The sequence below is a fragment of the Spirochaetota bacterium genome (genome assembly GCA_004297825.1).
In the GTDB taxonomy this organism is placed as follows: Bacteria; Spirochaetota; UBA4802; order UBA4802; family UBA5368; genus FW300-bin19.
Window position 1 is genome coordinate 1 of sequence record SCSX01000058.1, and the last position, 23,295, is coordinate 23,295.

Consider the following 23,295-nt stretch of genomic DNA (forward strand, 5'->3'; position numbering starts at 1 on the left):
CCTCCGGCCGATGGCATAGTGAGAAAACTTTGCATAGTTATGCCTGTTTTTCTTGCCTTGCAATATTTCGTCCAGATATCGGTCCGTGGCGATCGCCACCAGGTAGGAGACGGAAAACCTACCAAGCTTCCTGAAATCCGAAACAAGCTCATTCTCCGCCTCCCTAAAAGAAATCGGAAAACAATGCCAAAGTTTCCGGGGGTCGCGCGGCTGATACTTCACCAGGGTAAAACCTCCCTGATAGCGATCGAAATCGCCCCGTATGCGGTTAAGCAGCATAATCACGACCGCGCGCCGGGATATTCCAAGCCGGACGGCGGCGATGCCTATCTTAAAGAAGATGTCGTTTTTCATGTTGATACTTGTTCGCAGCATTCCGTATCCCCCGGGATAATGTGGAGAGTATGAAATGAATACGAATGAGGGACGTAAAATAGGAACATTTTCTCGGATTTTCAATGCAAAACGTCCGGAATTTGATTCACACCAACCGCGCGGAGCGCTGCCCCGGCGGCCGCGGACGCAACATTTTATCGCGTCAAACCTGAAATATGGTTGAGCGCCGCGGAACACCCGGTAGACTTCAGTCATGCATGAGAAACCCTCCCGCGAATCGATGAGGCGGATCCTCGCCTCGTGCGGCATAGAGCTTTCGGCGGAAAGGCTCGCCCTCTTCTGGCGATTCTACGAGCTGCTCGCGCGGCACACGCGCGCGCTCGACCTCTCGCGCCTCACCCGGTTCGACGACATCGTGGTGAAACACTTCGCCGATTCCGCGCTCGTGCCCGCGCTGTGCACGCTTCCCCGTCCACTGCTCGACATAGGCACCGGCGCGGGGTTCCCGGGAATCCCGCTCAAGATCATGCTCCCCGACCTGGAACTCGTGCTCGCCGAACCCCGGCATGCCCGCGTCGAATTCCTGGAGCTCGCCGTGAAGGAGCTTTCGTTCGAGGGGGTTCAGATATACCCTCATCTCGTATCGGCCCATTCTCCCCTGGAGGCGCGCGGCGTGATCACGCGCGCCCTCGAGGGGGCGGACGAAACGCTTGCCCGGGTGAACCACATCCTCCCGGCGGGGGGACGCGTAATCCTCATGAAGGGGCCCTCGGCCGACGAGGACCTGGGGGAGCTGGGTCCCCAGAGCGCCGCGCACTTCGCGCTCGTGGACGACCGCGAATACACGATACCCTCGACCACGTACCGGAGAAGGCTCCTCGTATTCGAGAAGACCTCGTCCTACCGGAAGCTGACATACCGCATCTTCACGCGCCAGGAAAACACGGCGACCGTGATCACCTCGGCCGACAACCGGCGGTTCAAGGAGCTCAAAAAAATGGCGGGGGGCGGGCCCGTGAAGAAAACCGGGGCGGTGCTGGTCTCCGGGAAAAAGCTGGTGCTCGAAACCGCGACGCGCTTCCCGGAGCGGGCGGAAACGCTGGTGACCTACGACGGCTACGCCGAGACCGACGCCGGGATGAACGCTCTCGTCGCGGCCTTCGCCGGGAACGATGCGCTGGTAATTCTAAAAAAGGCCCTGTTCAACGAACTGGACTCGTTCGATACGAACGCTCCCCTGCTCGCCCTGCGCGTGACCGAGCCGCCGGAATGGGACGGGGCGCTTTTCGATGGATGCACGCTCCTGGTCCCGTTCCAGGACCCGGCCAACGTGGGGGCGGTGATCCGCTCCGCGGCGGCGTTCGGCGCGGGGGGGATCGTGATGCTCAGGGAGGCGGCGCATCCGTTCCATCCCCGGAGCATTCGGGCGTCGGGGGGGGCGGTCCTCGCGGCGCCGCTCTACCGGGGGCCGTCCCTGGGTGAGCTGCCGGCGCTCTGCGCGCGGCATCGCGACTCCTTCTACGCGCTCGATATGCGGGGAGAGCCTATCGGCGCGGCCGCCTTCCCGGAAAGATTCATCCTCCTGCCCGGCGTCGAGGGCCCCGGGATTCCGCGCGACCTCCCGGCGCGGCGCGTTGCGATTCCCATGAGCGGTGCGGTCGAATCGCTCAACGCGGCCGTCGCGGCATCGATCGCGCTCTACGCGTGGAAGGCGGCGCACACGCGACGATTCTGATACTGCGCTTACTGCTCAGGCGCCTTTCAAGGGAGATGAGGGGACGGATTTATCAATCCAGTATTCGGGTTAACAGGCCCGGTGGAGGTTCACATGGGATCAGCCTTGAACGTCTACACGCCGGCGGTCCAGGATGACGAGGCGACTTTTTCCGCCCGGAAAAAGAAATTCATTGATTTTGCGATTAACAATTCGAACCCGCAGCATGATCCCGGCGGAAGTCAAATTCCGGATAAGAAACTGCATTACCAGCTCGTACGGATGTTCAATAATTCAGGGGAAAAACCGCCGGTCGAGATCAATTGGGCCACCATCGAGACGAACCTGGACAGAATTGCACGCAGAGAAGACACCTCCGATTTCATGCTGCTCGCGTTCGTACGCATGCTCTACCAGTTCCCCGGACAGATCCCCCCGGACAAACTCACCGCAATCCAGGATACGCTTTACAGTTTCAAATACTGGCCGAACGAGACGGGGAAGGACGGCATGTGTTACTGGAGCGAGAATCACAGCATCATGTTTTCCAGCAATCAGTTCCTGATAGGCCAGAAATACAAGGAAACCTGCTTTTCCTCACCCGGGAAAAAAGGCGCCGAGTTGATGGCCGAGGCGCGGGAGAGGATCATCACATGGCTCACGATGCGCTACAGAACCGGATTCTGCGAGTGGTTGTCGAATCTTTATTATAACGAAGACATGCCGGCGCTTCTCAACCTTGTGGATTTTTCCGAGGACGGGGAGATCGCCGCAAAAGCGGCCATCGTCATGGATCTGCTTCTTTTTGATATTGCGCTCAACAGCCTTCGCGGGGTTTTCTGTTCGACGCACGGGAGAACGCATGCGCCGCACAAGATGTATTTTTACCGCGAATCGACGATCGATGCGCAAAGGCTGCTCTTTGGGATGGGTCTTTGCCACATGACCGACAACAAGAGCTCCGCGGCGCTGGCCCTTGCCGTGCGCTACAAGGTGCCCGCGGTACTCAATGACATCGCCGCGGACACGGAATGCAGGATGATCAACCGGCAGAAAACGGGAATAAAAATAGATGAATATGCACGATGGGGCTTCGACCTGGAAAACCTGAATGATGTATTCAGACTTCTCGAATACGGCGCGTACCTGCATCCCTCTGTAATTGAGGCCATGGTCAACCTGTTCAATACGTGGAATATCTGGGATAGCGGCTTTTTCAATCCGAACAACAGCAAAACCACCGCGAAGATGATCACGATTGCACGGTGGATATTGAATAACCGCCTTCCCTATGTGAAACGTTTTATAGAGGAGAATCTTGACCTGGTGACGCCGACAACGCTGCAGGAGGTCGATATCTGCACCTTCAAAACACCGGCCTATATGCTGAGTTCGGCCCAGGATTACAGGAACGGGAGCCTGGGGGCCCAGCAAAGCATCTGGCAGGCGGGACTGACGCCCTCGGGATCCATGCCTGCACACGACGAAGGCCCGGGGTATAAAAACCCGACATGCTTCGTCATACACAAGATGGTCAACAATCCGTTTAAAAAGCCCAAAGAGGGGGACGAGTATTTCGGCGGCTTCGGGATACTGCCTTCTGTCGTCCAGGTTGAAAACGTACTCATGGCGCAGTATGCGACGTCGATTGATTATCCGGACAAAATTCGGGACATCCTGAAGCTCGTGACAGAAATATTAAATCCTTCTCATAGAATCAGCATTAAAAATTTTGCTGATACGATCTCACGCCTCGTCCGGGCGGAAAAAAACGTATCGATACTGCCCGACTCGGTCGTCGCCGGAATGGGGGAAGATTCACGCCCTGTGGAATCGAAAAAGCCGGAGGATAATAGCACCGTAACGCTGCGTGACGTCGCCAAGGCATATTTCCGGAACGGTTCGAGCCCGGCGCGTTCAATCAAGGGCTTCTTTCAGACGGCGCGCACCCTGATAAAATACTACCTGCTGCATGAGAGCTCCACCCACGCATATTTCCCCGGGAATTCATTCGACGAATATGAAACGCGCGGGCGTTGGACCTTTGCGAGGAGCGGGACCGGATTCATCGCCCTTTATTCGCGCAACGATTTTTTCTGGCAGAAGATCGGCATCTATGCCGACAAGGAAATCATCGCGCCGGGGAAAAACAACGTCTGGATATGCGAGATGGGAAGCGGTGACGCCGGTGAATTCGGGGATTTCATGAACGGGGTTGCAGGAAGCGCAATAACGGTCACCGGTTCCGCGGTGCAGTACGACTCGCCGTCACAGGGACGGTTGGTCTTCGATTTGAAACGCGGTAATCTGCAGGTAACAAACCAACGGGGCGACGAAATCGTCGATTCGCATTCTTCACCGCGGTACGACAATACTTATATTTCACCGGACACACCCTGCGGGTTTCCCCTCCAGGATAAAGTGACGATAGTCAATCAGGGAAAAAGGTCTTTCCTTGAAATCGATTTCGCGCGCAACATTCGAAATTCAAGCGGTTATATTTAAAACGATGCGCCCAGCCGCTCGGCGATCTCGATGAGGGGGAAGCCGGTCCCGCTTCCCAGGTCGAGCACGCTCATGCCCGCACGGTACGGAATCTCGTCAAGGAGCGCCATCCCGAACGGCGCCGACCAGAGAGACATCTCGTCGAGCGCGGACACGAGGCAGGGTTCGTCAAGGTTGAAGCCTTCCCGGCGGGCTTCAGGCATATCGGCCCCCCAATTTTTTTAGGATATCCATGATGTTGCGCACGCGGAAATCGTGGGGGTTTCGCGAGAATGCCTCTCCCGCGCAGAGCTTCGCCTCGTCGCGCTTCCCGAGCGCGAGCAGGCTTTCCGCGCGCTTGAGCCAGCCGCCGTAATAGCGGGGGACGATGCTCGTCACCCGCGTATAGTATTCCGCGGCTTCCTCGAATTTCCCCATGTAAAAGAAGATTTTTCCAAGGCGGAGGAATCCCCAGGGATTGTCCGTGTATCGGCCCGCCACGCGCAGGTAGCTGGCCTCGGCCTCCTGGAAGCGTTCGTTGTCGCGGTAATAGTCGCCCTCCAGGATGTCGGTCACCCAGCACTCGGGGCCCGCGACGCGCCGGTGAAGCCTGAAGTCCTTCTCGCGGTACCACGAATGCTCGCGTACCACGCCCAGCTCGGCGAGGAGCATCGAGATCCATTTCGCGACGTCGGCATCATCGCGTAAAAAAATTCCCGATTCCCCGCGCGCGGACCATATGCCGTCGTCGATCGCCCCCGCCCGCTTCCGGTCCTCGTAAATGGATGTGCCGGGGTAGAGCGCGACGGGCGAAACGATGCCGTCCCCGGGAAGGGTCTGCCGGATGAGGCCGATCGTTTTGCGCACGTCGGCGAGCTTCTCGCCCTCCATCCCCGCCATGAGATAGTAGAAGACATACAGGCCCACCCGGCGCGCGATGCGCGCCGCCTCCTGGACCTGCTGCACGGTGATGCCCTTGCGGTAACGCTCCAGCACCTGCGCGGAGCCGCTCTCCACGCCGAACTGGATCTGCTCGCACCCGGCGAGTTTCATCTCGACGAGCATCTCCTCGTCCACGGTATCCACCCGGGACTGGCAGTTCCACATGACGTACATGCCGCTTTCCCGGAGCCCGCGGCAGAATTCGATGACCCTGTCCCTCCGGAGGGTGAAGTTGTCGTCCCGTATGGAAAAGAAAATGATGCCGCGCTCACGGTACAGGTATTCGATCTCGCGGAGTATGTGGGCCGCGCCGCGGAACTGAACGGTGCGCTCCCACATCCCCGGAGAACAGCAGAAGGTGCACGCGTAGGGACAGCCGCGGGAGGTGATGACGGTCTTGAACTGCTCGTTCACGTCGACACCGGACATGGGCCCGGCATAACTCCCCGGCGAAGGAAGCTTGTCCAGGTCGCGGATGCGCTCGCCATGGAAGACGCCCGGAGGCGGCGCCTTGCCCGCCTCGATCTGTTTCAACAGCGCGGGGAGGGCGTTCTCCGCCTCCCCCGAAATGATGTAGTCGAGGCCCGGTGCGCGCGCAATGAGCGTATCGGCCAGGGCGGTCGCATGCGCTCCCCCCGCAATGGTCACAAGGCGCGGCGCGCGCTTCTTCGCCTCTTTCAGGAGCCTTAGCGTATCGATTCTGTTGTGCGTGAAAAGTGAAACCGCCACCACGTCCGGGGAAAGCTCCTCGATCTTCTGAAGCGCCCCGCGCACGCCCTCCTTTGAAAAATTCGCGAGGTGCACGTCGAAGCCCGACCCGTGGAGCTGCGCGGCGAGGGACACCGCGCCCACGGGGAGCATGGACAGAAAGTAATCATGCCGGTCGGCATGGTGGCAGAGATACGCGATTACCGTTTTCATTCATCGTTCGGGGGATGCGGGAAATAATTCTGCCGCGTCCCCCCGAAGCCTGCGTCCCGTTTACTTTTTTTTCAAGTTATTAACTTCCTGCTTGCTTATTTTTTGCAGCCGGGCGCACACTACACGCGCTTATCCCGGACCGATACAAAATAATGAGGATGCAATTCAAGCCGTTTTTTCTTGCGCCCCTCCTGTGCGCGATCGCATTTGTCGTGTCTCCATGCCCTTTCGCCGCCGCCCAGGAGAAGGCCCCGGGCGAGGCGCTCAAGGATGAGGAGGCGAAAAAGAAGCTCGCCGTCATCGACCGGAACGGATTCCTGGTTATTCCCGTCGCCTACTACAAGCCCGAAACCAGTTTCGCGGGTGGGGGCGCATTCATCACCTATTTCCGCACCGACGACGACAAGGTCGACGAGGAAAACAACCTGCCCCTGCACCTTCGCCCCTCGTCGGTCGCGACGACCCTTACCTACACGGAAAAAAGGCAGATTATCTGGGAGCTTTTCCCCGAGTTCTACCTGGACTATGAACGATACCACCTTTTAGGATCCATAGAATACCAGAAATACCCCAACCAGTTCTGGGGAGTGGGCAACGATACGCGCGCCGGCCAGATGGAAAAGTATACCGAAAATACCCTGCGCGTGCGCAGCGATCTCCAGCGCGAAGTCGCCCACAAACTCTACCTGGGTCTTATCTACCATTACGAACACAACCGCATAAGCGAGTTTGAAGAGGGCGGCATCATAGACCAAGGCGGCGTCCGCGGGACCAGGGAGGCCGCGGCGCAGGGATTGGGCTTTTCGGTCAATTTCGACGTGCGCGACCACGACCGCTACACCACGAGGGGCGGCCTCTACCAGCTCACCTGTACCGCCTTCAACCCGGTATTCAACAGCGACTATAACTTCGTCAAATGGACGCTCGACATAAGGCAGTTCTTTCCCCTGTGGTGGAATCACGTGCTCGCCCTCCAGGGTTACGGGGTGATCATATCCGGCAAGCCGCCCTTCGAGATGATGGCGCTCCTGGGCGGCAAGCGAATCATGCGCGGTTATTACGAGGGGCGCTACCGCGACGAGGACCTGCTCACCGCCCAGGCGGAATACCGCATGCCCCTGTTCTGGAGGCTGGGCCTCGTCGGGTTCGCGGGGGCGGGCGAGGTTTCGCCCACGCTCAACCGGTTCACCGTGGACGGGATCAGGTACGCCTACGGCGGGGGACTGCGCGCGAGCATAAACCAGATGGAAAGGATGAACATCCGTGTGGACGTGGGACGCAGCCCCGGGTTTACCGGGGTGTACGTTACGCTGGGCGAAGCGTTTTAAAGTTCTATTTCGGTTTTACCATTTTCTGCCCCGGGCGCCAGCTCGCAGGGCAAAACCCGCCGTCGCTCTCCCTTACCGCGACAGCGGCCTCGAGCTTGCGCAGGAGCTCGGCCGCGCTCCTTCCGATGGCCTCATCATGCATCTCGCAGGCCACGATAGTGCCCTCGGGCGATACCACGAACGAGGCGCGCATCGCGATACCCCGGTCCTCCGCGTATACACCCAGCGCGCGCGACAGTCTTCCCGCCTGGTCCGAGAGCATGGGATAGGCGATCTTTTTAATGTCTTCGTTCTGTTCGGCCCAGGCGCGGTGCGCGTAGACGGAGTCGGTACTCACGCTGACGACCTCCGCGCCCGCCTTGCGGAACTGGTCATAGGAATCGGCCATCTCCCTGAGCTCGGTGGGACACACGAACGAGAAATCGGCGGGATAAAATATGACGACGAGCCATTTCCCCCGGAAATCGGCGAGCTTTACTTTTTTGAGCGCGCCCTTGTGGAAGGCGTCCAGTTCCAGTCCGGGGAACGCGCTGCCTATAAGCTGCTTCGGCATCGATTGCGCGCCGTCCGTTGCTTTCGCGGGTTCGACCGGCGGCCTGGAACAGGCTAAGAGTGCTGCCGCGGCGATGAGGGTTGTCATGATTGGTAAATGTTTCATTGTGGTTCTCCTCAACTCGAAACAAGGGAAACGATAACCGGTTACTGTGAGCATTTCTCAACGGTTGATCTTGTTCCTAATTATATCCGCGCCATGTCGAATGACAAGCTGTTTTCGGCAAGACCTGCTCATTATACTAATAAACTGTAAATAGAGAAGGTCGAATTGGCGCCCAGCAATCGGGGGTTCAGGGGATAGAATTCGATTCCCATTCGTCAATCAAAAACCTAACTTTTTCATACCTCATTTTTTCAATTTTAACTATTAACTTTTTCTTTTATGTAATATATAATTGCATCCCATATTATGTGGCTAACAATGTATTGTTTTCCTTAATTAGCAAATATATTGACAAAAGTAAATATATACAGAATCCTGATTCCTGTAAGTTAGGAATAATGTGGTTGTATTTATAATTAGGATAATACAATATAATGGCTATGCAAGAACCTAAAGCATTAATAATAAATTCAATTCACGTTGATCGCCTCCTGTTTGATGATGAAAATCCTCGATTAAGTGCAATTGGAGTAAAAAAGACGCAAGATGATCTACTTCGTGTCCTTTGGGATGAAATGGCTGTGGACGAGGTTGCATTATCTATTGCTGCAAACGGGTACTTCGAGGAGGAGCCACTTTTTGTTGTTCCGCTGCTGCCAATCGAAAAATCCCAAATCAAGCAAAAATACGTCGTCGTTGAGGGAAATCGACGGTTAGCAGCTGTTAAACTATTGATAAATGCCGATCTACGTCGTCTAACAAAAGCCACTGACCTTCCAAAAATAAATATACAGCAGCGAAAGGCACTCGAACAATTGCCTGTATCTGTTTATACTGATAAAAAATCACTTTGGGAATATTTCGGTTTTCGGCATGTCAATGGTCCTAAAGAGTGGGATTCATTCAGTAAAGCCGCCTATATTGTAAAAGTTCGCCGAGAATGGAATGTCCCACTGAATGAAATTGCCCGTAAAATAGGTGATCAGCACAGTACAGTAAGCCGTATTTATCGAGGTTATGTTCTTCTAGAACAAGCCGAAGGAATGACCGAGTTTGATCGCAATGACCGAATTGCAAACCGTTTTTACTTTTCACATCTTTATACTGCAGCTGATCAAAAGGAATTTCAGCATTTCTTGGGCATAGACGCTGAACGCTCACTAAAAGATAATCCCGTGCCCAAGGTTCATCTAAAACAGCTCCAAGAACTTATGGTCTGGTTATTTGGAAGTAGAAGTGAAGGTAAATCACCGGTCGTCGAAAAACAAAATCCTCATCTTGGATATCTCCGTCATGCAATCAGCAATAAACAGGCGCTCTATGCCCTGCGTTCCGGCATCAGTCTTCAACGTGCCTATGAGATAAGTCTAGGAGATGCTCGACGTTTTCAGGAAGCTTTGGTAAAAGCGAAAGACGCGCTTCAAGAAGCCAAGGCAACCATCACCACTGGATACAAGGGTGATAAAGAAATGTTGCAGCTCATGGAAGGCATACTTAATGTTGCCAACAGCATATCCGATGAGATGCACAAAATTATTAAAGAGTAATAATGTCAAAAAGCATTCCCCTACCCTCAGATATAACAGACCCAATTATTTTAGCAGATTGGCTTGAGTTAATTGCACTCACGGCGGCTGATGGTAATTCGAGCCATGGTGACCTACAAAGAGTGCTAAATCGCCTGGGTGTTGAAAATCTTGATACTCTGTGCAATGATACCATGCGTGAATTAAATAGACGTGTGACATCGTCAAAAGATAGCTACCCATTTTCTTTCTCGGGGACATTACTTAAAGTCAGAAATAATTGGAAATGTTTTTCGCCTTATATATTTTGTCTTCTCCTTTCATATTGCGATAATTCAAAAAAGAGCGTTAAAGGATTTCGTCATGAGGTAATGTTTGAGCAATTATCTTGCATAGCCGCTAAACACTACATCGGTGGTGATTCGCTGAGATTCGGTTTTCCTCGAGATACTTTGCCCAGCGGTTTTCTTCAAGCTTTGAAACATGTTTGCGGACAAGTAGGCGAATGGACTGTCTCACGCCGCACCAATACACTTAGAACGAAGGATGGCGGGTTGGATGTAATCGCATGGAAATCTTTTCCTGATCAACTTATTGGAAAGCTTATTTTATTTGGTCATTGTGCTTCAGGTGAGAACTGGAATGAGAAAATAAACGAGCTTCAGCCAAATGATTTTTGCAGCCAATGGCTTGATGGAGATAAAAGTCCCATTGTTAAATCTTTTTTTATTCCCCACAGAGTATCTCCCGAGATATTTGAGCATCGCGCCATTTCAGCAAAATTGTTTTTCGATCGGTGCCGTATTGCTTATTGGGCTACAGCAGACGAGTTTAACCATACCACAATTGGGAATAATTTAAAGTGGTGCGAGAAAATGTTAAAGAGGATAAGGTCATGAATGCGCGCAGATTACCGCTTCATGCCATTTGTCCCTATTTTGCCATGTTCCCCGAGAGTTTTGTCAGGGAATATGTTGAAGCATACACCAATACCGGCGATTTAGTTTTTGATCCTTTTTGCGGTCGCGGAACTACAATTTTAGAATCCCTGCTTTTGGGCAGAAATGCAGCCGGGTCAGATATAAATCCAGTCGCATATTGTGTTTCACGAGCGAAAGCCGAGCGACCAAAACTTAATAGTATAATTTCGCGCCTCAGGGAGGTGGAAAAGATTTACCAAAATTCTGTTATAGTTCAAAATGAGAAGTATCGGCTATTGTTGCCTCCATTTTTTCGACGCGCATTCTATCACACCACATTGAAAGAATTACTATTTTTACGACATACTTTAGATTGGAAGAATAATAAAATTGATAGATTCATAGCAGCTCTAGTTATCGGCTCCCTTCATGGAGAAATGGGTCGTTCCACCGCTTATTTCAGCAACCAAATGCCACGCACAATTTGCCTTAAGCCTAATTACTCTTTACAATATTGGGGAAAACATGAATTATTTCCGAAAAAACGCCGTGTCTTTGCAATGCTTCAGCAAAAAGCCGAGTATCGGTTGATGGATATTCAAGCTAATTCTAAAGGTATGGTACGGCTTGCAGATTCACGCAAAGTATCTTCTGTTTTCCGAAGTCAGTGGGGAAAAGTGGAACTAGTTATTACCTCTCCGCCGTATCTAAATGTTACTCGATATGAAGAAGACCAATGGCTACGACTCTGGTTTTTAGGAGGACCGCCCTATCCAACCTATGGGAAGATATCCAGAGATGATCGTTATGAAGTAGCGAATAAATATTGGAAATTCATAGAAGACTCTTGGGCTGGACTTGTGCCTTTGCTCAAAGAAAATGCGAAAATCATTGTTCGATTAGGTGCAATTGGACTCAATGAAGAGGAGATGACAATTCAATTTATTAAGTCCGTCAAGAATGTATTCCCAAAGGCCCGATTAATTCAAAAACCCAAATATACCGAAATCGTTAGGCGTCAGGCACAGAGTTTTTTACCTTCAAGCAAAGGATGCCTCTACGAGATTGATTATGTGTTGTCTGTCTGTTAAAGTGGCACCGGACATCATCAATACAACCCGCCATTTATACCATATGTGATATTAAACCATGATCTCTTCAATCTTCACCTCCCCATTCCCTTCTCGATCAAAAATAACGTTCTTTAGAATTTCGGGTAAAGGTGTATCCACGTAAATTATCGGCCCCGCGAGAAGACACGCGGATTCAGGAAATGGGGCGTCGATACGGAAATTTCTTCGACGGGTGCGGGATTCCGTTCCGGGAGTGCCGGCTCCCCACCCATATTCTCTCCTCGATGGAGTCCCTCGCGATCAGGTCAATCACGGTGACCGATGCGCTTTTCTGCCCGATCCGCACGAGCCTGCCGATCCGCTGGTTAAGCTTCGCGGGGTTCCAGGGCGGTTCGATATTGATGACGCAATCGGCGCCCTGCAGGTTCAGGCCCAGCCCGCCCGCGTCCCGCAGGGACAGCATTACGTCGTAATCGCAGAACTCCCCTCCGACCACGTAGGCATATTCATTCGCAACCCGGTCCGCGCGCGCAATCCTGTACTGTCCCAGCCTGTACATCCCCTCCCCGCGCGCGAACTCGATGGGCGAGTGCGCAATGATGTTCCTGATGGTGTCCTCGGTGAGTGTGAACATGAGGGTCCCTCGCCATTTAGCGTATACGGGGAACGGGGCGCCGTGCAGCGGCATCCCCGTTCCTTCCGATTTCTATACGCGCGGGAGGACCTTTTAGTAAGAGGAAATATCGGACATGAAAAAAAGGTGCACTACGGCCTGCCCCTCGGTGAGGGGGGAACCGGGGTTTTGCCGGGACGTTGCGCGATCGTCTTCAAACCCCTTCGATCGCCCGGACGAGCTCGCGGCAGAACGCCGGAATGTCCTCCACGACCCTTCCCCAGACGATGTTCCCGTCCCGAAACGCGGGCTCGTCGACCCAGGTTGCGCCGGCGTTGACGAGATCGTCCCTTATCCCGGCGCTTCCCGTCGCGCGCCCGCCCCTGACGATGCCGGCCGAGATGCCCACGAGCCCCGCGTGGCAGATGAGGCCGATGATCTTTCCCTGTTCGTTGGCACGGCGCACGAGCCCGGTGACCGCGGGATAACGGCGGAGCTTGTCCGGGGCCCAGCCGCCCGGAACCACGACCGCGTCGAAGTCATCGGCGCTCAAGGCGGATGCAGCGGTTTCGCTCGTGGCGGTGAGGCCGTTTTTCCCGCGCACCGTCTTGTGCGCTTCAACTCCCACGATGACCGTCCGGGCTCCCTCCTCGCGAAGCCTCATGACCGTGACCCAGAACTCAAGGTCTTCGAATCCTTCTTCCAGGAATATCGCGACACGTTTATCCTTCAACCGCATAGCCGTCACCCCGCGTTCATTAGACATGACTCAATAGTATAGAAGAATTCGGCGGGCGGACAGATAAATTCCGTTGAAACCACCTCGAAAATGCGGGAGCCCATCGTTATCTTACAGGCAAGGGTTCCGATACGCACACGCCATTGCGAGAAACTTTTAAAGAGGAAAACCAAACATGAAAAAACTGCGATTTGAAATTTCGATAAACGCCCCCAGGAAAAAGGTCTGGGAAGCCGTCGTAAACGACCAGCCGTACCGGGAATGGACCTCCGTATTTTTTCCCGGTTCATACTTTGACGGAGGCTGGAACAAGGGCGACAAGATACGATTCCTTGCGAAAAACAGCGAAGGCCAGCTCGACGGCATGAGCAGCGAGATCGCGGAAAGCAGGCTGCATGAGTTTATTTCGATTCGCCATCTTGGCGTCATAAAGAACGGCGTGGAGGACACCACGAGCGATGAGGCCGTGAAATGGGCGCCCGCATATGAAAACTATACGTTGAGCGAATCCGGGGGCACTACAAGCTTCGTTGTCGATATTGATATCGACGACAGCTACCAGGATATGTTTAACGAGATGTGGCCGAAGGCGTTGAAAAAATTAAAAGAGATTTCCGAATCCTGAAGCCTTACCCGGCATCCGGGGCTGCGTGTCCATTCAGGACCGGAGCCCGGGCCGAACCATCGAACAGCTCTCCAGGGCACGGTGCACGCGAAATCCGTGCGAGGGGTACGGCGGGGGCGGCCCGGCAAATCGTTATTTCGATTCGAGCTGGGCCACGGACATTCCGTACTTTAAATTCATGTGCCTGAGCCGCTGTGCCAGGATTGAAGCGAGCTCCTTCATTATCTTTAACGAGAAGCGCGTATCGCTTTCGCTCATTTCGCCGAAGGCCTCCTTTGAGATGAACAGCAGGGTTCCCTTCTTGCGGCACACAACCGAGGCCGAGTGCGTCTCGTCGTTCAGGATGGACATCTCGCCGAAAAAATCTCCCCGGTCGAGACGCTGGAGGCGCTTGTATTTATTGCCGCCCATGCTCTTCACCACGTCGAATTCGCCGTTCACGATGAAGTAGAGCCCCTTGGGATGCTCGTTTTCCCTGATGATCATTTCCATGTCCCGCGCCGAGATCACCTCGGCGATGCTGCTTACCTCGTCCAGCTCGTCGTCTTTGAAGCCGCTGAAAAATCCGATGAGTTTAAGGTATTCTTTCATGGCTGGTCATGGCTCCATTATTTATTTCCAGAAAATACCGTTTCCTGAACGGTACAGCGTTACTGCAAAAAGTCAATTAATTATCCGTGTTCCGATCGAGCCGCGATCAGGGAAGAAGCCGGATATCCACTCTCCCTTTCCGTGGAAATCCGAAACTGCGCTTCATCCACAGGCGCCTTTCTTACGCATGCATATTTATTTCGGAAGCATGAGCACCCCGTACTGCGTCTTGAGCAGCACGGAGTTTTTCATGAGCGAGGACACCCCTTCGGCCATGTCAAGGTCGCGCAGCCTGCTCTCGGCCTCACCCATGTTCAGGATGTAGAGACTCTTTCCCTCGATCTGCAGGGTGAGCACGTTCGCCTTCACGCCGGCGCCCGTGCGCATCACCTGGATTTTCTTGAGGGCCGTATCGGCCATGCCGATCGCGCCGGGTGCGTCCCTTGCGACGTCGGCCGCGGCGATTCCCAGGAAGGCGGCGGTGATCTCCTTCATGACGTTCTTTTTATTGAACTGCGTGAATTCCGCATTCATGTCTATCTGCGCCAGCACCTCCCGCACCTCGGCCTGGATGAGTGCGCGGTCGTCGGGGCCCAGAATCCCCGAGGAGGCGCGCAGCGCGAGCTCCCGGATGCGCGTGATCAGCTCCTGGTCTGCGCCCAGCGCCGATTCCAGGAAATTCACGTAGTTGCGCATGTCCTCGGCGTTCATCGATTCCTGCTTAAGCCCCCGGATGAGGGAATCCATTTTCTCGGCCACGGCGAGCCCCGCCGGGTCGTCGCCCGCGGTAACGATCCTCTTGCCGGACGAGAGTCCCGCGAAATCTTTCTGAAGCCGCCACTGCGTGAGCTTCGGCTGGTTGATGATGAACTGTTTTCCCCCGCCCGCGCCGTACACCAGGAAGTTCGCGCCGTCGGGCGCGAAGAGATAGCGTGCCGGCTCCGCTCCGGCGGCGGGCGAAGCGAAAAGCGCGGCGGCTGCAAAAAGCGCGACCATAAGGTGTGTACGCATATCGACCCCCGTCCCCTGAAGAATACCATTGGACCAGGTTTCGATCAACAAATATCTGTATTCGCTCTAAAGAGCGCTTTGACAAAAAAGCATCAATCCACCTGCTTGAAGACCCTCAGGGAACCAGTTCCGTTTCCGGCCGACATGTACAGGTAATGACTCCCGGAGTATTCCACGTGTGCGCCCGAGAAAAACCTATGGGCGCTGCAATCCTTTCCGAATGCCTTGCTGTCGCCGAATCCGCAGGCCGGATTGTCCGCCCGTCCCAGTTGCGTGAAATCACCCGCGGCGCCCGGCGAACCGGCAGCAAGGTCGGCATAGACAAGGTGCGCCCCCTGCGAAGCCGAATCCATCCCGATGTAGAGCCTTCCCCCGCTCACCATCAGGAGACTTATCGCGTCTATTGACGCATTAAACGAAGCCGCGTCGAACACCTGGGTCCATATCCAGTTGGCGGACACTGTCGGGTCGCCGCTGTAGGTCCCCTTCCAGAGCTCCGGGGTAAGCGCCGTTGAGCAGAGGGCGGTGTCCGAGGCTGACGCGAGGGTGCAGCGATTCCTCGCCACGTACACGGTGCCATCGTATTGCACCACCGCCGGGATACCCCGTTCCCATGGCTGCAACGTGGTAATTTTGTTGTACACCCTTGTATTCGTGGTCCCCGACCTGTTCCATAACGATGTCTGGACGTTCGTAAAATCACCGGCACCATCCGGGTAACCGTTCACGGTGTCGATCAACGCGATGTCGAACGCATTGCTGTTCGCGACCACCAGGTAATCATTGGACCCGTCGTGTATCGATGTGATTACATCGATACCGATTACGGTCCTTGCCGTGCCCGATCCCTTGATACCCGGCAAATCTTTCCCGAACGCGAGCGCCGTACCACAGCTTTCACCGTAGCTTTCATCGGTAACCGCGATCACGTTGAACCCCGGCTTCTGGGCCGATGCGGACGAGGCCATGCCGACGTAGAGCTTGCCGCCATAACCGTACACCGCCGAGGTGCTGCTCACGTTGGCGGGCGCCGTCAGACCGCACCTGAAAAATTCAAGCGTCGTACCGTATTGCTTCGAAAGGAAGAGCTGGTTCAGCTTGGGGTTTGCCCCTGAAATCTCCTGAACGCCCGCGACTAAGTATTGGAGGCTGTTGATAGTGACGGCGGTGAAATATCCTACACCATCCACCAGGTCCGGTCCCCCGTTTACATCGGCGGTCTCATGACCGAAGTCATAGCGGTTGGCATCGGGAGTATAATAATCCCATTGAAGGGTCGAACCGTTCCAGGACCGCGTGTCGAAATTCACCTGGATGAGGTTCCTCCCGTTGGGATCGAACCGGACGAGTGCGGCGTTGCCCGCGTTCGGCCCGACGTATACCTTCCCGTTGTAGACGAAGCTGAAGCCGGTGGCCGTCAGGTCTCCGAACGGATCCTCGAATTGCGCGCCGTCTCCCGGGGTGGTGATGGGCGTGCCCATGCCGGTGAATGAAGCGCGGTCCCTGGGCGCCGCCTGGAGATTCTGGAACGTTTCCGGATCCGGATTCGTGGATGTTTTAAACTTGATGCTTTCGCCCGCGGCGTTATCGAACTGGTCCCCGCTCAAGCCGTTCGCGCAAATGATGCTGTAGTTGCCGCCGTCCTGCTCATCCTGGTGCGTCACCGTGACCCTGTTTTCGTGAACCGTGGCCAGGGTGATGTCGCCGAGCGAGGGAAGTATCTTGTAAAGCTTAGCACAGTCGCTGTTGGTGGCGCACGCCGCCGACAGCGCGTGGACCGGCTTGTTGAAGGTCAGTACAACCGATGTTTTCGATTCCGCTTCCGCGAGCACCACCTTCAGCTGTTCATTTCCCAGAAACGTGAGGGTCAGGGGCTCGGCCAGTTGGTTCGCTGTCGGGATCGCCTTGTCGGTGACTGTCGGCGCGACAGCGATCCTGTACTGCACCGACTCGATCGGGTACGTAGACGTATCCAGGTTCAGCTGGAACGTATAATCATTAATTTTATCCACGGAGGAAATGGACGGAACGTCGGTGTTCCCCGAGGTCTTCGTCAGCGTATAATTGTCCTTGTTATCGGCCGAGTCGGTCGTTCCTCCCTGCGTCATATCTTCCGAGAAACGCACGATGAGGGTCTGCGGGGTGTTGTTGATCGCTCCCAGCAGGTACGGCGGCACGGTATCGAGACCCTGGAAGGTCGCCAGGTTTTCACAGTCCAGGGTGTTGCCCGCCAGGTCCTTGAGCGCCTTGCTGACGACCACTTTGTACGTCTTAGCCTGTGTACCGGCATTAAGCTGGATGATGAACTCTGTCAGGGATTGCGCCGAAACCGAGCTTATCGCAAAATCAGCCGTCTGGTCGCCCGCATTGAAGTTGGTATCATCGCCGCAACCGCCCGTGACGTTTTCCGCGATGATGTAATTGGCCGGCTCCGTGGCGGTGACGATATCCATGGATTCCGAGAACCGGACGAGCACCCTGTTGCCCGAAAGCAATGCCGCCACAGGATTGACGCCGGGCTTTGCCGTTTCCGGAATGTTCACGGCAAAGCCGGTCGAGCCCTGCACGTAATCCCGGGATGCCGATATGGCGGCCGTTCCACTGGCGATCGCGGTGACGACGCCCTTCGAACCCTTGGCGTTGCTTACCTGGGCGATCGTGTTATCGCCGCTTCTCCAGATTACCTGGGTGGTCAATTCCTGCACCGTGCCGTCGGAATAAGTCCCGTTTGCCCTGAACTGTTTCACGGTGCCGATATTCTCGGAAGTTCCCGCCGGGACGACGGCGATGGACTGCAGGGTGGTCAGCTTGACCTCGAGCGAGGTCGTCGCCTCCACCAGGCCGAACACGGCGGTAATATTCGTGGTACCGGGCCCGACTGATGTCGCCAGGCCGTTCTGTCCCGCGGCATTGCTGATTGTCGCGATGCCCGCGTTCCCCGAAGACCATTCCACGGCTGATGTAATGTCCTGGGTCGCTCCCCCGGTATAATACCCCGTTGCGGTGAACTGCTGAGATGTCCCGTATGATATGGGATTGTCAGGCGTGATCTGGATTGACTCAAGAGCCGCGTTTGAAACCTCAAGACCGGTGGTCGCCGCTTTTAAAACCCCGGCGGTATATTCAGCCTTAACGGATACTGTTCCCGCGATGCAGACGGGATCGGCTATGGTGGTGGCAAAATTCCCTTCGACAACGGTCGCGCCGCCGGTACCGTCAACCGGGAGCGTCCATGTCGCCACGCTGGTGACATCCATCCTGGTGTTATCCGAGAAATACGCTGTAGCGGTATATTTCAGCTTTGTACCAAGCGCGATTGTCTTGTTGACGGGTGAAACAATGAGCGCGGAAAGCGTTGCTGTAGAGACGGTAATCGCCGCTCCGGCGGATTTGCCTCCATACACTGCGGTAATCTGCTCGGCCCCTTCCGCATCTCCGTGCACTTTGCCTTTATTTGCGTCATTATTGACCGACGCAAAGCTCGCCAAAGCCTCGTCGGACCATTCGGCGGATGTCGTAATATCCTGGGTCGTTTTATCGGTGAAGATGGCTATTGCCCGTAACTGGAGATCGGTACCGGCCGGGATCGTCTTCGTAAGCGGGCTTATCTCAATGCTGACGACTTCCTTATCGGTGATTGTTATGGTTGCGGCCGCCGTCTTGGCAAGGTAGGTCGCCGTTACCGTTACGGTCTGGGGATCGGTTTTCCTGATGGAGCGGAACTCGCCGGTCGCCGTTACATACGCGTTATCGGGATTATCCACCTCCCACATGACCTCGGCGGTAATCTCCGGCATCGTGTTGTCAGAATAAATCGCATTTACGACGAGCTGCTGGTTGGTGCCGTTGGCGAGTGACGTATTCACAGGGGTGACTTCGATCCGGCGCAGGGTCTTTCCGCCCTTGCCTCCCCCTCCGCCCCCGCCACCGCATGCCGTGTTAACCGCGAGAGAAGCGATGATAATCGCGCCTATCGTAGAAATGAATTGTTTTGAACTTAACCTCATTCCCTTTCTCCTTGAACAATGGGATCGAATCATGGAATGTGATCAGTCATTCGCCCATCTATTCAAATATCCGTTGACATTCACTCACCGGTTCCCTAGCCCCCTATAGCATACTGCGACTTATAATATTTTCAGATAAAACTTGAATTTTGTTCGGAAATTGCTTCACAACAGTGTAAATTAATATGAACATAATGGGATAATTTATTCTAAGGGGACATAGCATGATCGATAGACGAAGAGCACTGACCTCCGCATTGACCGGCATCGCGTGTATCGGCCTGGTTTCTTCGCTCATGCTCCTTTCACACCATCATACGCGTACCGGAACCGGGCACGGCCCTTTAGCCCAATCGCTCAGCATAGCTTCGGAAAGCCTATGCGGCCCCGACACGGGATACATAAGTTGTGCAAGGGTATCGGAATCGCGGTATTCGTCGATAGGGGGATTCCCTCTCGCGGGCGCGGGGATATTCTATTTTACCTTGATTATGATCCTCGCGCTCTTCGTAGCGGTGCGGGACGAGACCGCCTGGCCCGGACCAAGGGCACTGTTCTTCGCGTTCACCTCGATTGGATCCATTGCCGCAGTGTTCCTGCTCGTAGTGAGTATTGGCGTTATCCATGGGATCTGCACGCTTTGCGTGGTGACGTACTTTTGCTCATGGTCCTCGCTGGTCGTTTATTACCGTCTTTTCGGAAAGGAGAGCGGCAATCCGGCTGATTTTGCATGGAAAGAAATTAACATTATTAAAGGCGTATTCTCCTCGAACAGGCTGAATCGGATCATCGTGATCGCCGCCGTCGTCATCGTCTCTCTGGGAATGACCCTGTCCTTTGAATACCTTATCGGCGGGCCGGGATCTTCCGCGGGGCGGGGGATCGGCAACCCGGTCTCGGCGGCGGCATCGGTGTTTCACGGCCGCGCGGTTAAATTCGGCGCCGTACCGTTACCCGTTTCCGGGAATACGGACGCCCCCGTCGAAATCGTGGAGTTCTCGGACTTTCTCTGCCCCGCGTGCGCGCGTTCCGGCCTTCTGCTCGAGAAGTACGCGAGCTCCCGGCAGGGGAAGGTGAGGCTCACCTTCTTCAACCTTCCCCTCGACAGCGCATGCAACCCGTCGATAAAAACCCGGATACATCCAGGCGCCTGCGAGATAGCACTGGGCTCGTTCGCGGCGTCGCGGCAGGGGAGATTCAGGGAATATTACGATGCGGCATTTTCCGGCAGGGCATACGCCGGGGCGCGCGACATCGCCACGGCGGCTTCGCTTGACTTGAACGCGTTCGACCGGGACATGGGCGATCCCGCGCTTGAAACGCTGCTGGCGTTCCATGTATCCGAAGCGGCTAACTATGGAATACGCTCGACACCATCGATTTATATTAATGGGAAAAAATATGCATACCCGGTGCGGGAAGATGTTCTTGACCTGATCGTCGAAGAGGAGATCAAAACCAGGCCATTAAAGGATGTTCTGGAAAAAAGGCCGCGGTAGGAGAAATCAGCGCCAGTGTCATGCGCGCCCCCCTGCTTAACTTCTTTTATCCCCCCCATCTCTTCCATCTCCACTTCTCCCCTTCCGTTTGACAAGAGCGGCCAGGCGCAATTTTTCGATTTCGGGTTGCCGGGCGTGTAGAATTCCGGTTAATTGATATATTGAATTTGTTCCACTTCCATGGAGGTTCCCATGATCATCCGTGCAGCGGTCGTGATCGCGGTGTTGGTTTTTGTCGGATGCGCCTCCGGCGGCGCGTCCTTCGAGGAAAAGGAATGGCGCGCCCGCGTCGAGGCCGAGGACCCCGCGACGCTCACGTCGCCTCATTTCGCGGACGGCGAATATTTCAACCCGTGGATGGAAATGGAGGACCGGGGCTTCTTCCAGTTTCTCGTGTGGAGGCTCTTCGGGAAAAAAGCGCCGTACACCGACGAGGAGCGCGGCTACCTTCCCGCGGTAATACCCGGCGCCCCGGAACGGATCGCGTCGCTTAACGGCAGCGACTTCATCCTCTGGGTGGGGCACGCCACCTTCCTCATGCGCCTGAACGGTGAATACTGGATCACCGATCCCGTTTTTTCAGACCGCATCATCCTTCCCGTGCGCGTCACGCCGCCGGCGCTTTCGCTTGCGGACCTCGCGAACCTGGGGGCCCCGCTCAACGTCGTGATCTCGCACAATCACTACGACCACCTCGACATGCCGAGCATCAAGGCGCTTCCGCAGGGAACGCGCTTTTTCGTGCCGCGGGGGATCGGCGCGATAATCCGGGACGCGGGGTGGAGCGAGGTGGCCGAGCTCGACTGGTGGGAGGAGACGAAAAGCGCGGGCGGCGCCGCGGTGACCTGCATCCCCGCGCAGCACTGGTCGCGGCGAATCCTTGAAGGCCGCAACAAGGCGCTCTGGGGGAGCTTCCTCATCCGCGCGGGACACAGGACGGTGTACTTCGCGGGCGACAGCGGATACTATATCGGCTTCCGCGAGATCGGCCGCAGGTTCCCGGGGATCGACTACGCGCTCATGCCCACGACCGCGTACAACCCGCGGTGGTTTATGCATTACGCCCACATGGACGTGCGCGAATCCCTGGACGCCTTTACGGATCTGGGGGCCCGATATTTTATCCCGACCCAGTGGGGAACGTTTCACCTGGGAGAGGAGCCGCCGGGCTACCCCGCGCTCGACCTGCGCCGTGAGATCGTGAAGCGCGGGCTCGACCCCGCGCGGTTTCTCATCATGGACATAGGCGGAATCGCCGAGATCGCCGGGCAGCCCTGAGCGCGCTTCCGCCGATACGCGTTATGCGTTACAGATTGTCGAGATCATGCTTCCATCTCTTCAATCCCCACATCTCCCATTCCGTAGGATTCCGATGGTAGCACGGCGCACTTGACATATGGCCTTCCGGACCGTATCATTATTTCGAACTACGGCTCGCATCATTGCCTTGCATACCGACCCCTGCATACGAAGAGCCATTCCTGAGCGGAGCGGGAGGGACATCATGACGGAAAAACAGGAAGCACTGCGCCCCGGCGAACGGGTCGCGGAATCCATCTGGGGAGAGGGCTACGGAGGCCTGCTCAAGGGCCTTATCGATTCCTACGACCCGGGCCTGACCGAGCACATCGTTTCTTTTTTCGGCGAGACCTACGCGCGATCCGCGCTCGACACGAAGACGCGGCAGTTGTGCACCCTCTGCGCGCTGGCGTCCATGGGCCTGGCCCCCGAAATGACGGTCTATTTCAGGGGTTCGCTCAACCTGGGTTGGTCGCAACAGGATATCCGCGAGGCGCTCCTGATCACTATATTCACCGCGGGAATTCCGCGGACCATCAACGCATTCAAGGCCTTCAACGAAACCCTGACCGGGCTCAAGATCGCGCCCGAAACCGACCCCTACCACGCGCACGAGGGAAAGGTCGAGGAGACCGGCCTGCACCGGGGACGCGCCCTTTTCGGCGACGCCTTCACGGGGCTTGTGGACGGCGTGCGGATTTTCCACCCGGCCTCCGCGGACTTCCTGGTAGCATCGATCTTCGGCCGCGTATTCGCGCGCCCGCGCCTGGACGACCGGACACGCGCGCTCATCCTGGTTGCCTCATGTACCGTCACGGGAAATGCGCGCATCCTCCGCGCATTGCTTCCGGCCGCCGAGCGTATCGGCGCCACGAGGGGCGAGATGGAGGAGGTAATCTTCCAGATGCACGGGTACGCCGGATGGCCCGCGTGCATGGACGCGATCGGCGTGTACTGCGAGGTGTTCCCCCGGAGGGGAACCGGGAAATAACGACGCGTGGCGGAAAGT

Annotated in this window: 19 protein-coding genes; 10 read left to right on the top strand and 9 right to left on the bottom strand. The window is 55.7% G+C overall.

Features of this window, described 5'->3' with window-relative positions; all coding sequences use genetic code 11:
• On the bottom strand, nt 1–375 hold a 375-nt coding region (locus EPN93_11465; GenBank protein TAL34745.1), incomplete at its 3' end, for a hypothetical protein.
• 214 nt (nt 376–589) lie between these two features.
• On the opposite strand from EPN93_11465, the gene rsmG reads away from it, so the two are divergent.
• Both rsmG and EPN93_11475 read left to right on the top strand, forming a co-directional pair.
• A complete protein-coding gene (rsmG, locus tag EPN93_11470) occupies nt 590–2,071 on the top strand; it encodes a 16S rRNA (guanine(527)-N(7))-methyltransferase RsmG (GenBank protein ID TAL34746.1) in 1,482 nt (493 codons plus the stop codon).
• A 93-nt stretch (nt 2,072–2,164) separates the two neighbouring features.
• A complete protein-coding gene (locus EPN93_11475; GenBank protein TAL34747.1) occupies nt 2,165–4,555 on the top strand; it encodes a hypothetical protein in 2,391 nt (796 codons plus the stop codon).
• On the opposite strand, the gene EPN93_11480 is transcribed toward EPN93_11475, so the two are convergent.
• Both EPN93_11480 and EPN93_11485 read right to left on the bottom strand, forming a co-directional pair.
• Entirely contained in the window at nt 4,552–4,758 is a 207-nt protein-coding gene (locus tag EPN93_11480) for a hypothetical protein (GenBank protein ID TAL34748.1), read from the bottom strand. The genes EPN93_11475 and EPN93_11480 overlap by 4 nt on opposite strands.
• Nucleotides 4,751–6,397 (bottom strand): radical SAM protein, encoded by a 1,647-nt coding sequence (locus tag EPN93_11485; protein TAL34749.1) that lies wholly within the window; start codon nt 6,395–6,397, stop codon nt 4,751–4,753. The genes EPN93_11480 and EPN93_11485 overlap by 8 nt, the downstream gene beginning before the upstream one ends.
• Nucleotides 6,398–6,549: 152 nt before the next feature.
• On the opposite strand from EPN93_11485, the gene EPN93_11490 reads away from it, so the two are divergent.
• Entirely contained in the window at nt 6,550–7,725 is a 1,176-nt protein-coding gene (locus EPN93_11490; GenBank protein ID TAL34750.1) for a hypothetical protein, read from the top strand.
• Nucleotides 7,726–7,729: 4 nt separating this feature from the next.
• Here the strand turns inward: EPN93_11490 and EPN93_11495 are convergent, their stop codons facing one another.
• Nucleotides 7,730–8,278: a redoxin domain-containing protein gene (locus tag EPN93_11495; GenBank protein TAL34783.1), complete on the bottom strand. Its 549-nt coding sequence runs from the start codon at nt 8,276–8,278 to the stop codon at nt 7,730–7,732.
• 539 nt (nt 8,279–8,817) lie between these two features.
• Here EPN93_11495 and EPN93_11500 point away from each other — a divergent pair.
• From EPN93_11500 to EPN93_11510, 3 genes are read left to right on the top strand one after another with little or no spacing between them, the layout of a single operon-like run.
• Entirely contained in the window at nt 8,818–9,930 is a 1,113-nt protein-coding gene (locus tag EPN93_11500) for a hypothetical protein (protein TAL34751.1), read from the top strand.
• Nucleotides 9,931–9,932: 2 nt separating this feature from the next.
• Nucleotides 9,933–10,808: a hypothetical protein gene (locus EPN93_11505; protein ID TAL34752.1), complete on the top strand. Its 876-nt coding sequence runs from the start codon at nt 9,933–9,935 to the stop codon at nt 10,806–10,808.
• Nucleotides 10,805–11,920 (top strand): DNA methylase, encoded by a 1,116-nt coding sequence (locus tag EPN93_11510; GenBank protein ID TAL34753.1) that lies wholly within the window; start codon nt 10,805–10,807, stop codon nt 11,918–11,920. Before EPN93_11505 ends, EPN93_11510 begins: the two co-directional genes overlap by 4 nt.
• 175 nt (nt 11,921–12,095) lie before the next feature.
• Here EPN93_11510 and EPN93_11515 read toward each other — a convergent pair whose 3' ends face one another.
• The gene (locus EPN93_11515) at nt 12,096–12,590 is read right to left on the bottom strand and encodes a DEAD/DEAH box helicase (GenBank protein ID TAL34754.1); all 495 of its coding nucleotides are present in this window, start codon (nt 12,588–12,590) and stop codon (nt 12,096–12,098) included.
• Nucleotides 12,591–12,729: 139 nt separating this feature from the next.
• Nucleotides 12,730–13,254 (bottom strand): type 1 glutamine amidotransferase, encoded by a 525-nt coding sequence (locus tag EPN93_11520; GenBank protein ID TAL34784.1) that lies wholly within the window; start codon nt 13,252–13,254, stop codon nt 12,730–12,732.
• A 175-nt stretch (nt 13,255–13,429) separates the two neighbouring features.
• Between EPN93_11520 and EPN93_11525 the strand changes: the two genes are divergently transcribed.
• The gene (locus EPN93_11525; GenBank protein TAL34755.1) at nt 13,430–13,879 is read left to right on the top strand and encodes an SRPBCC domain-containing protein; all 450 of its coding nucleotides are present in this window, start codon (nt 13,430–13,432) and stop codon (nt 13,877–13,879) included.
• Between the two features lie 132 nt (nt 13,880–14,011).
• On the opposite strand, the gene EPN93_11530 is transcribed toward EPN93_11525, so the two are convergent.
• The 3 genes from EPN93_11530 to EPN93_11540 form a co-directional block, all read right to left on the bottom strand.
• Nucleotides 14,012–14,470: a cyclic nucleotide-binding domain-containing protein gene (locus EPN93_11530; protein TAL34756.1), complete on the bottom strand. Its 459-nt coding sequence runs from the start codon at nt 14,468–14,470 to the stop codon at nt 14,012–14,014.
• Between the two features lie 195 nt (nt 14,471–14,665).
• Complete coding sequence (locus tag EPN93_11535; GenBank protein ID TAL34757.1) at nt 14,666–15,481, bottom strand: hypothetical protein; 816 nt, start codon at nt 15,479–15,481, stop codon at nt 14,666–14,668.
• 92 nt (nt 15,482–15,573) lie between these two features.
• Nucleotides 15,574–19,521, bottom strand: a complete 3,948-nt coding sequence (locus EPN93_11540; GenBank protein ID TAL34758.1) for a hypothetical protein — start codon at nt 19,519–19,521, stop codon at nt 15,574–15,576.
• A gap of 191 nt (nt 19,522–19,712) precedes the next feature.
• On the opposite strand from EPN93_11540, the gene EPN93_11545 reads away from it, so the two are divergent.
• From EPN93_11545 to EPN93_11555, 3 genes are all read left to right on the top strand, one after another.
• Entirely contained in the window at nt 19,713–20,987 is a 1,275-nt protein-coding gene (locus tag EPN93_11545; protein TAL34759.1) for a hypothetical protein, read from the top strand.
• A gap of 180 nt (nt 20,988–21,167) precedes the next feature.
• Nucleotides 21,168–22,265, top strand: coding sequence for a hypothetical protein (locus EPN93_11550; GenBank protein ID TAL34760.1), 1,098 nt, complete (start codon nt 21,168–21,170; stop codon nt 22,263–22,265).
• A 118-nt stretch (nt 22,266–22,383) separates the two neighbouring features.
• Entirely contained in the window at nt 22,384–23,277 is an 894-nt protein-coding gene (locus EPN93_11555) for a carboxymuconolactone decarboxylase family protein (protein ID TAL34761.1), read from the top strand.
• Nucleotides 23,278–23,295: the final 18 nt, after the last annotated feature.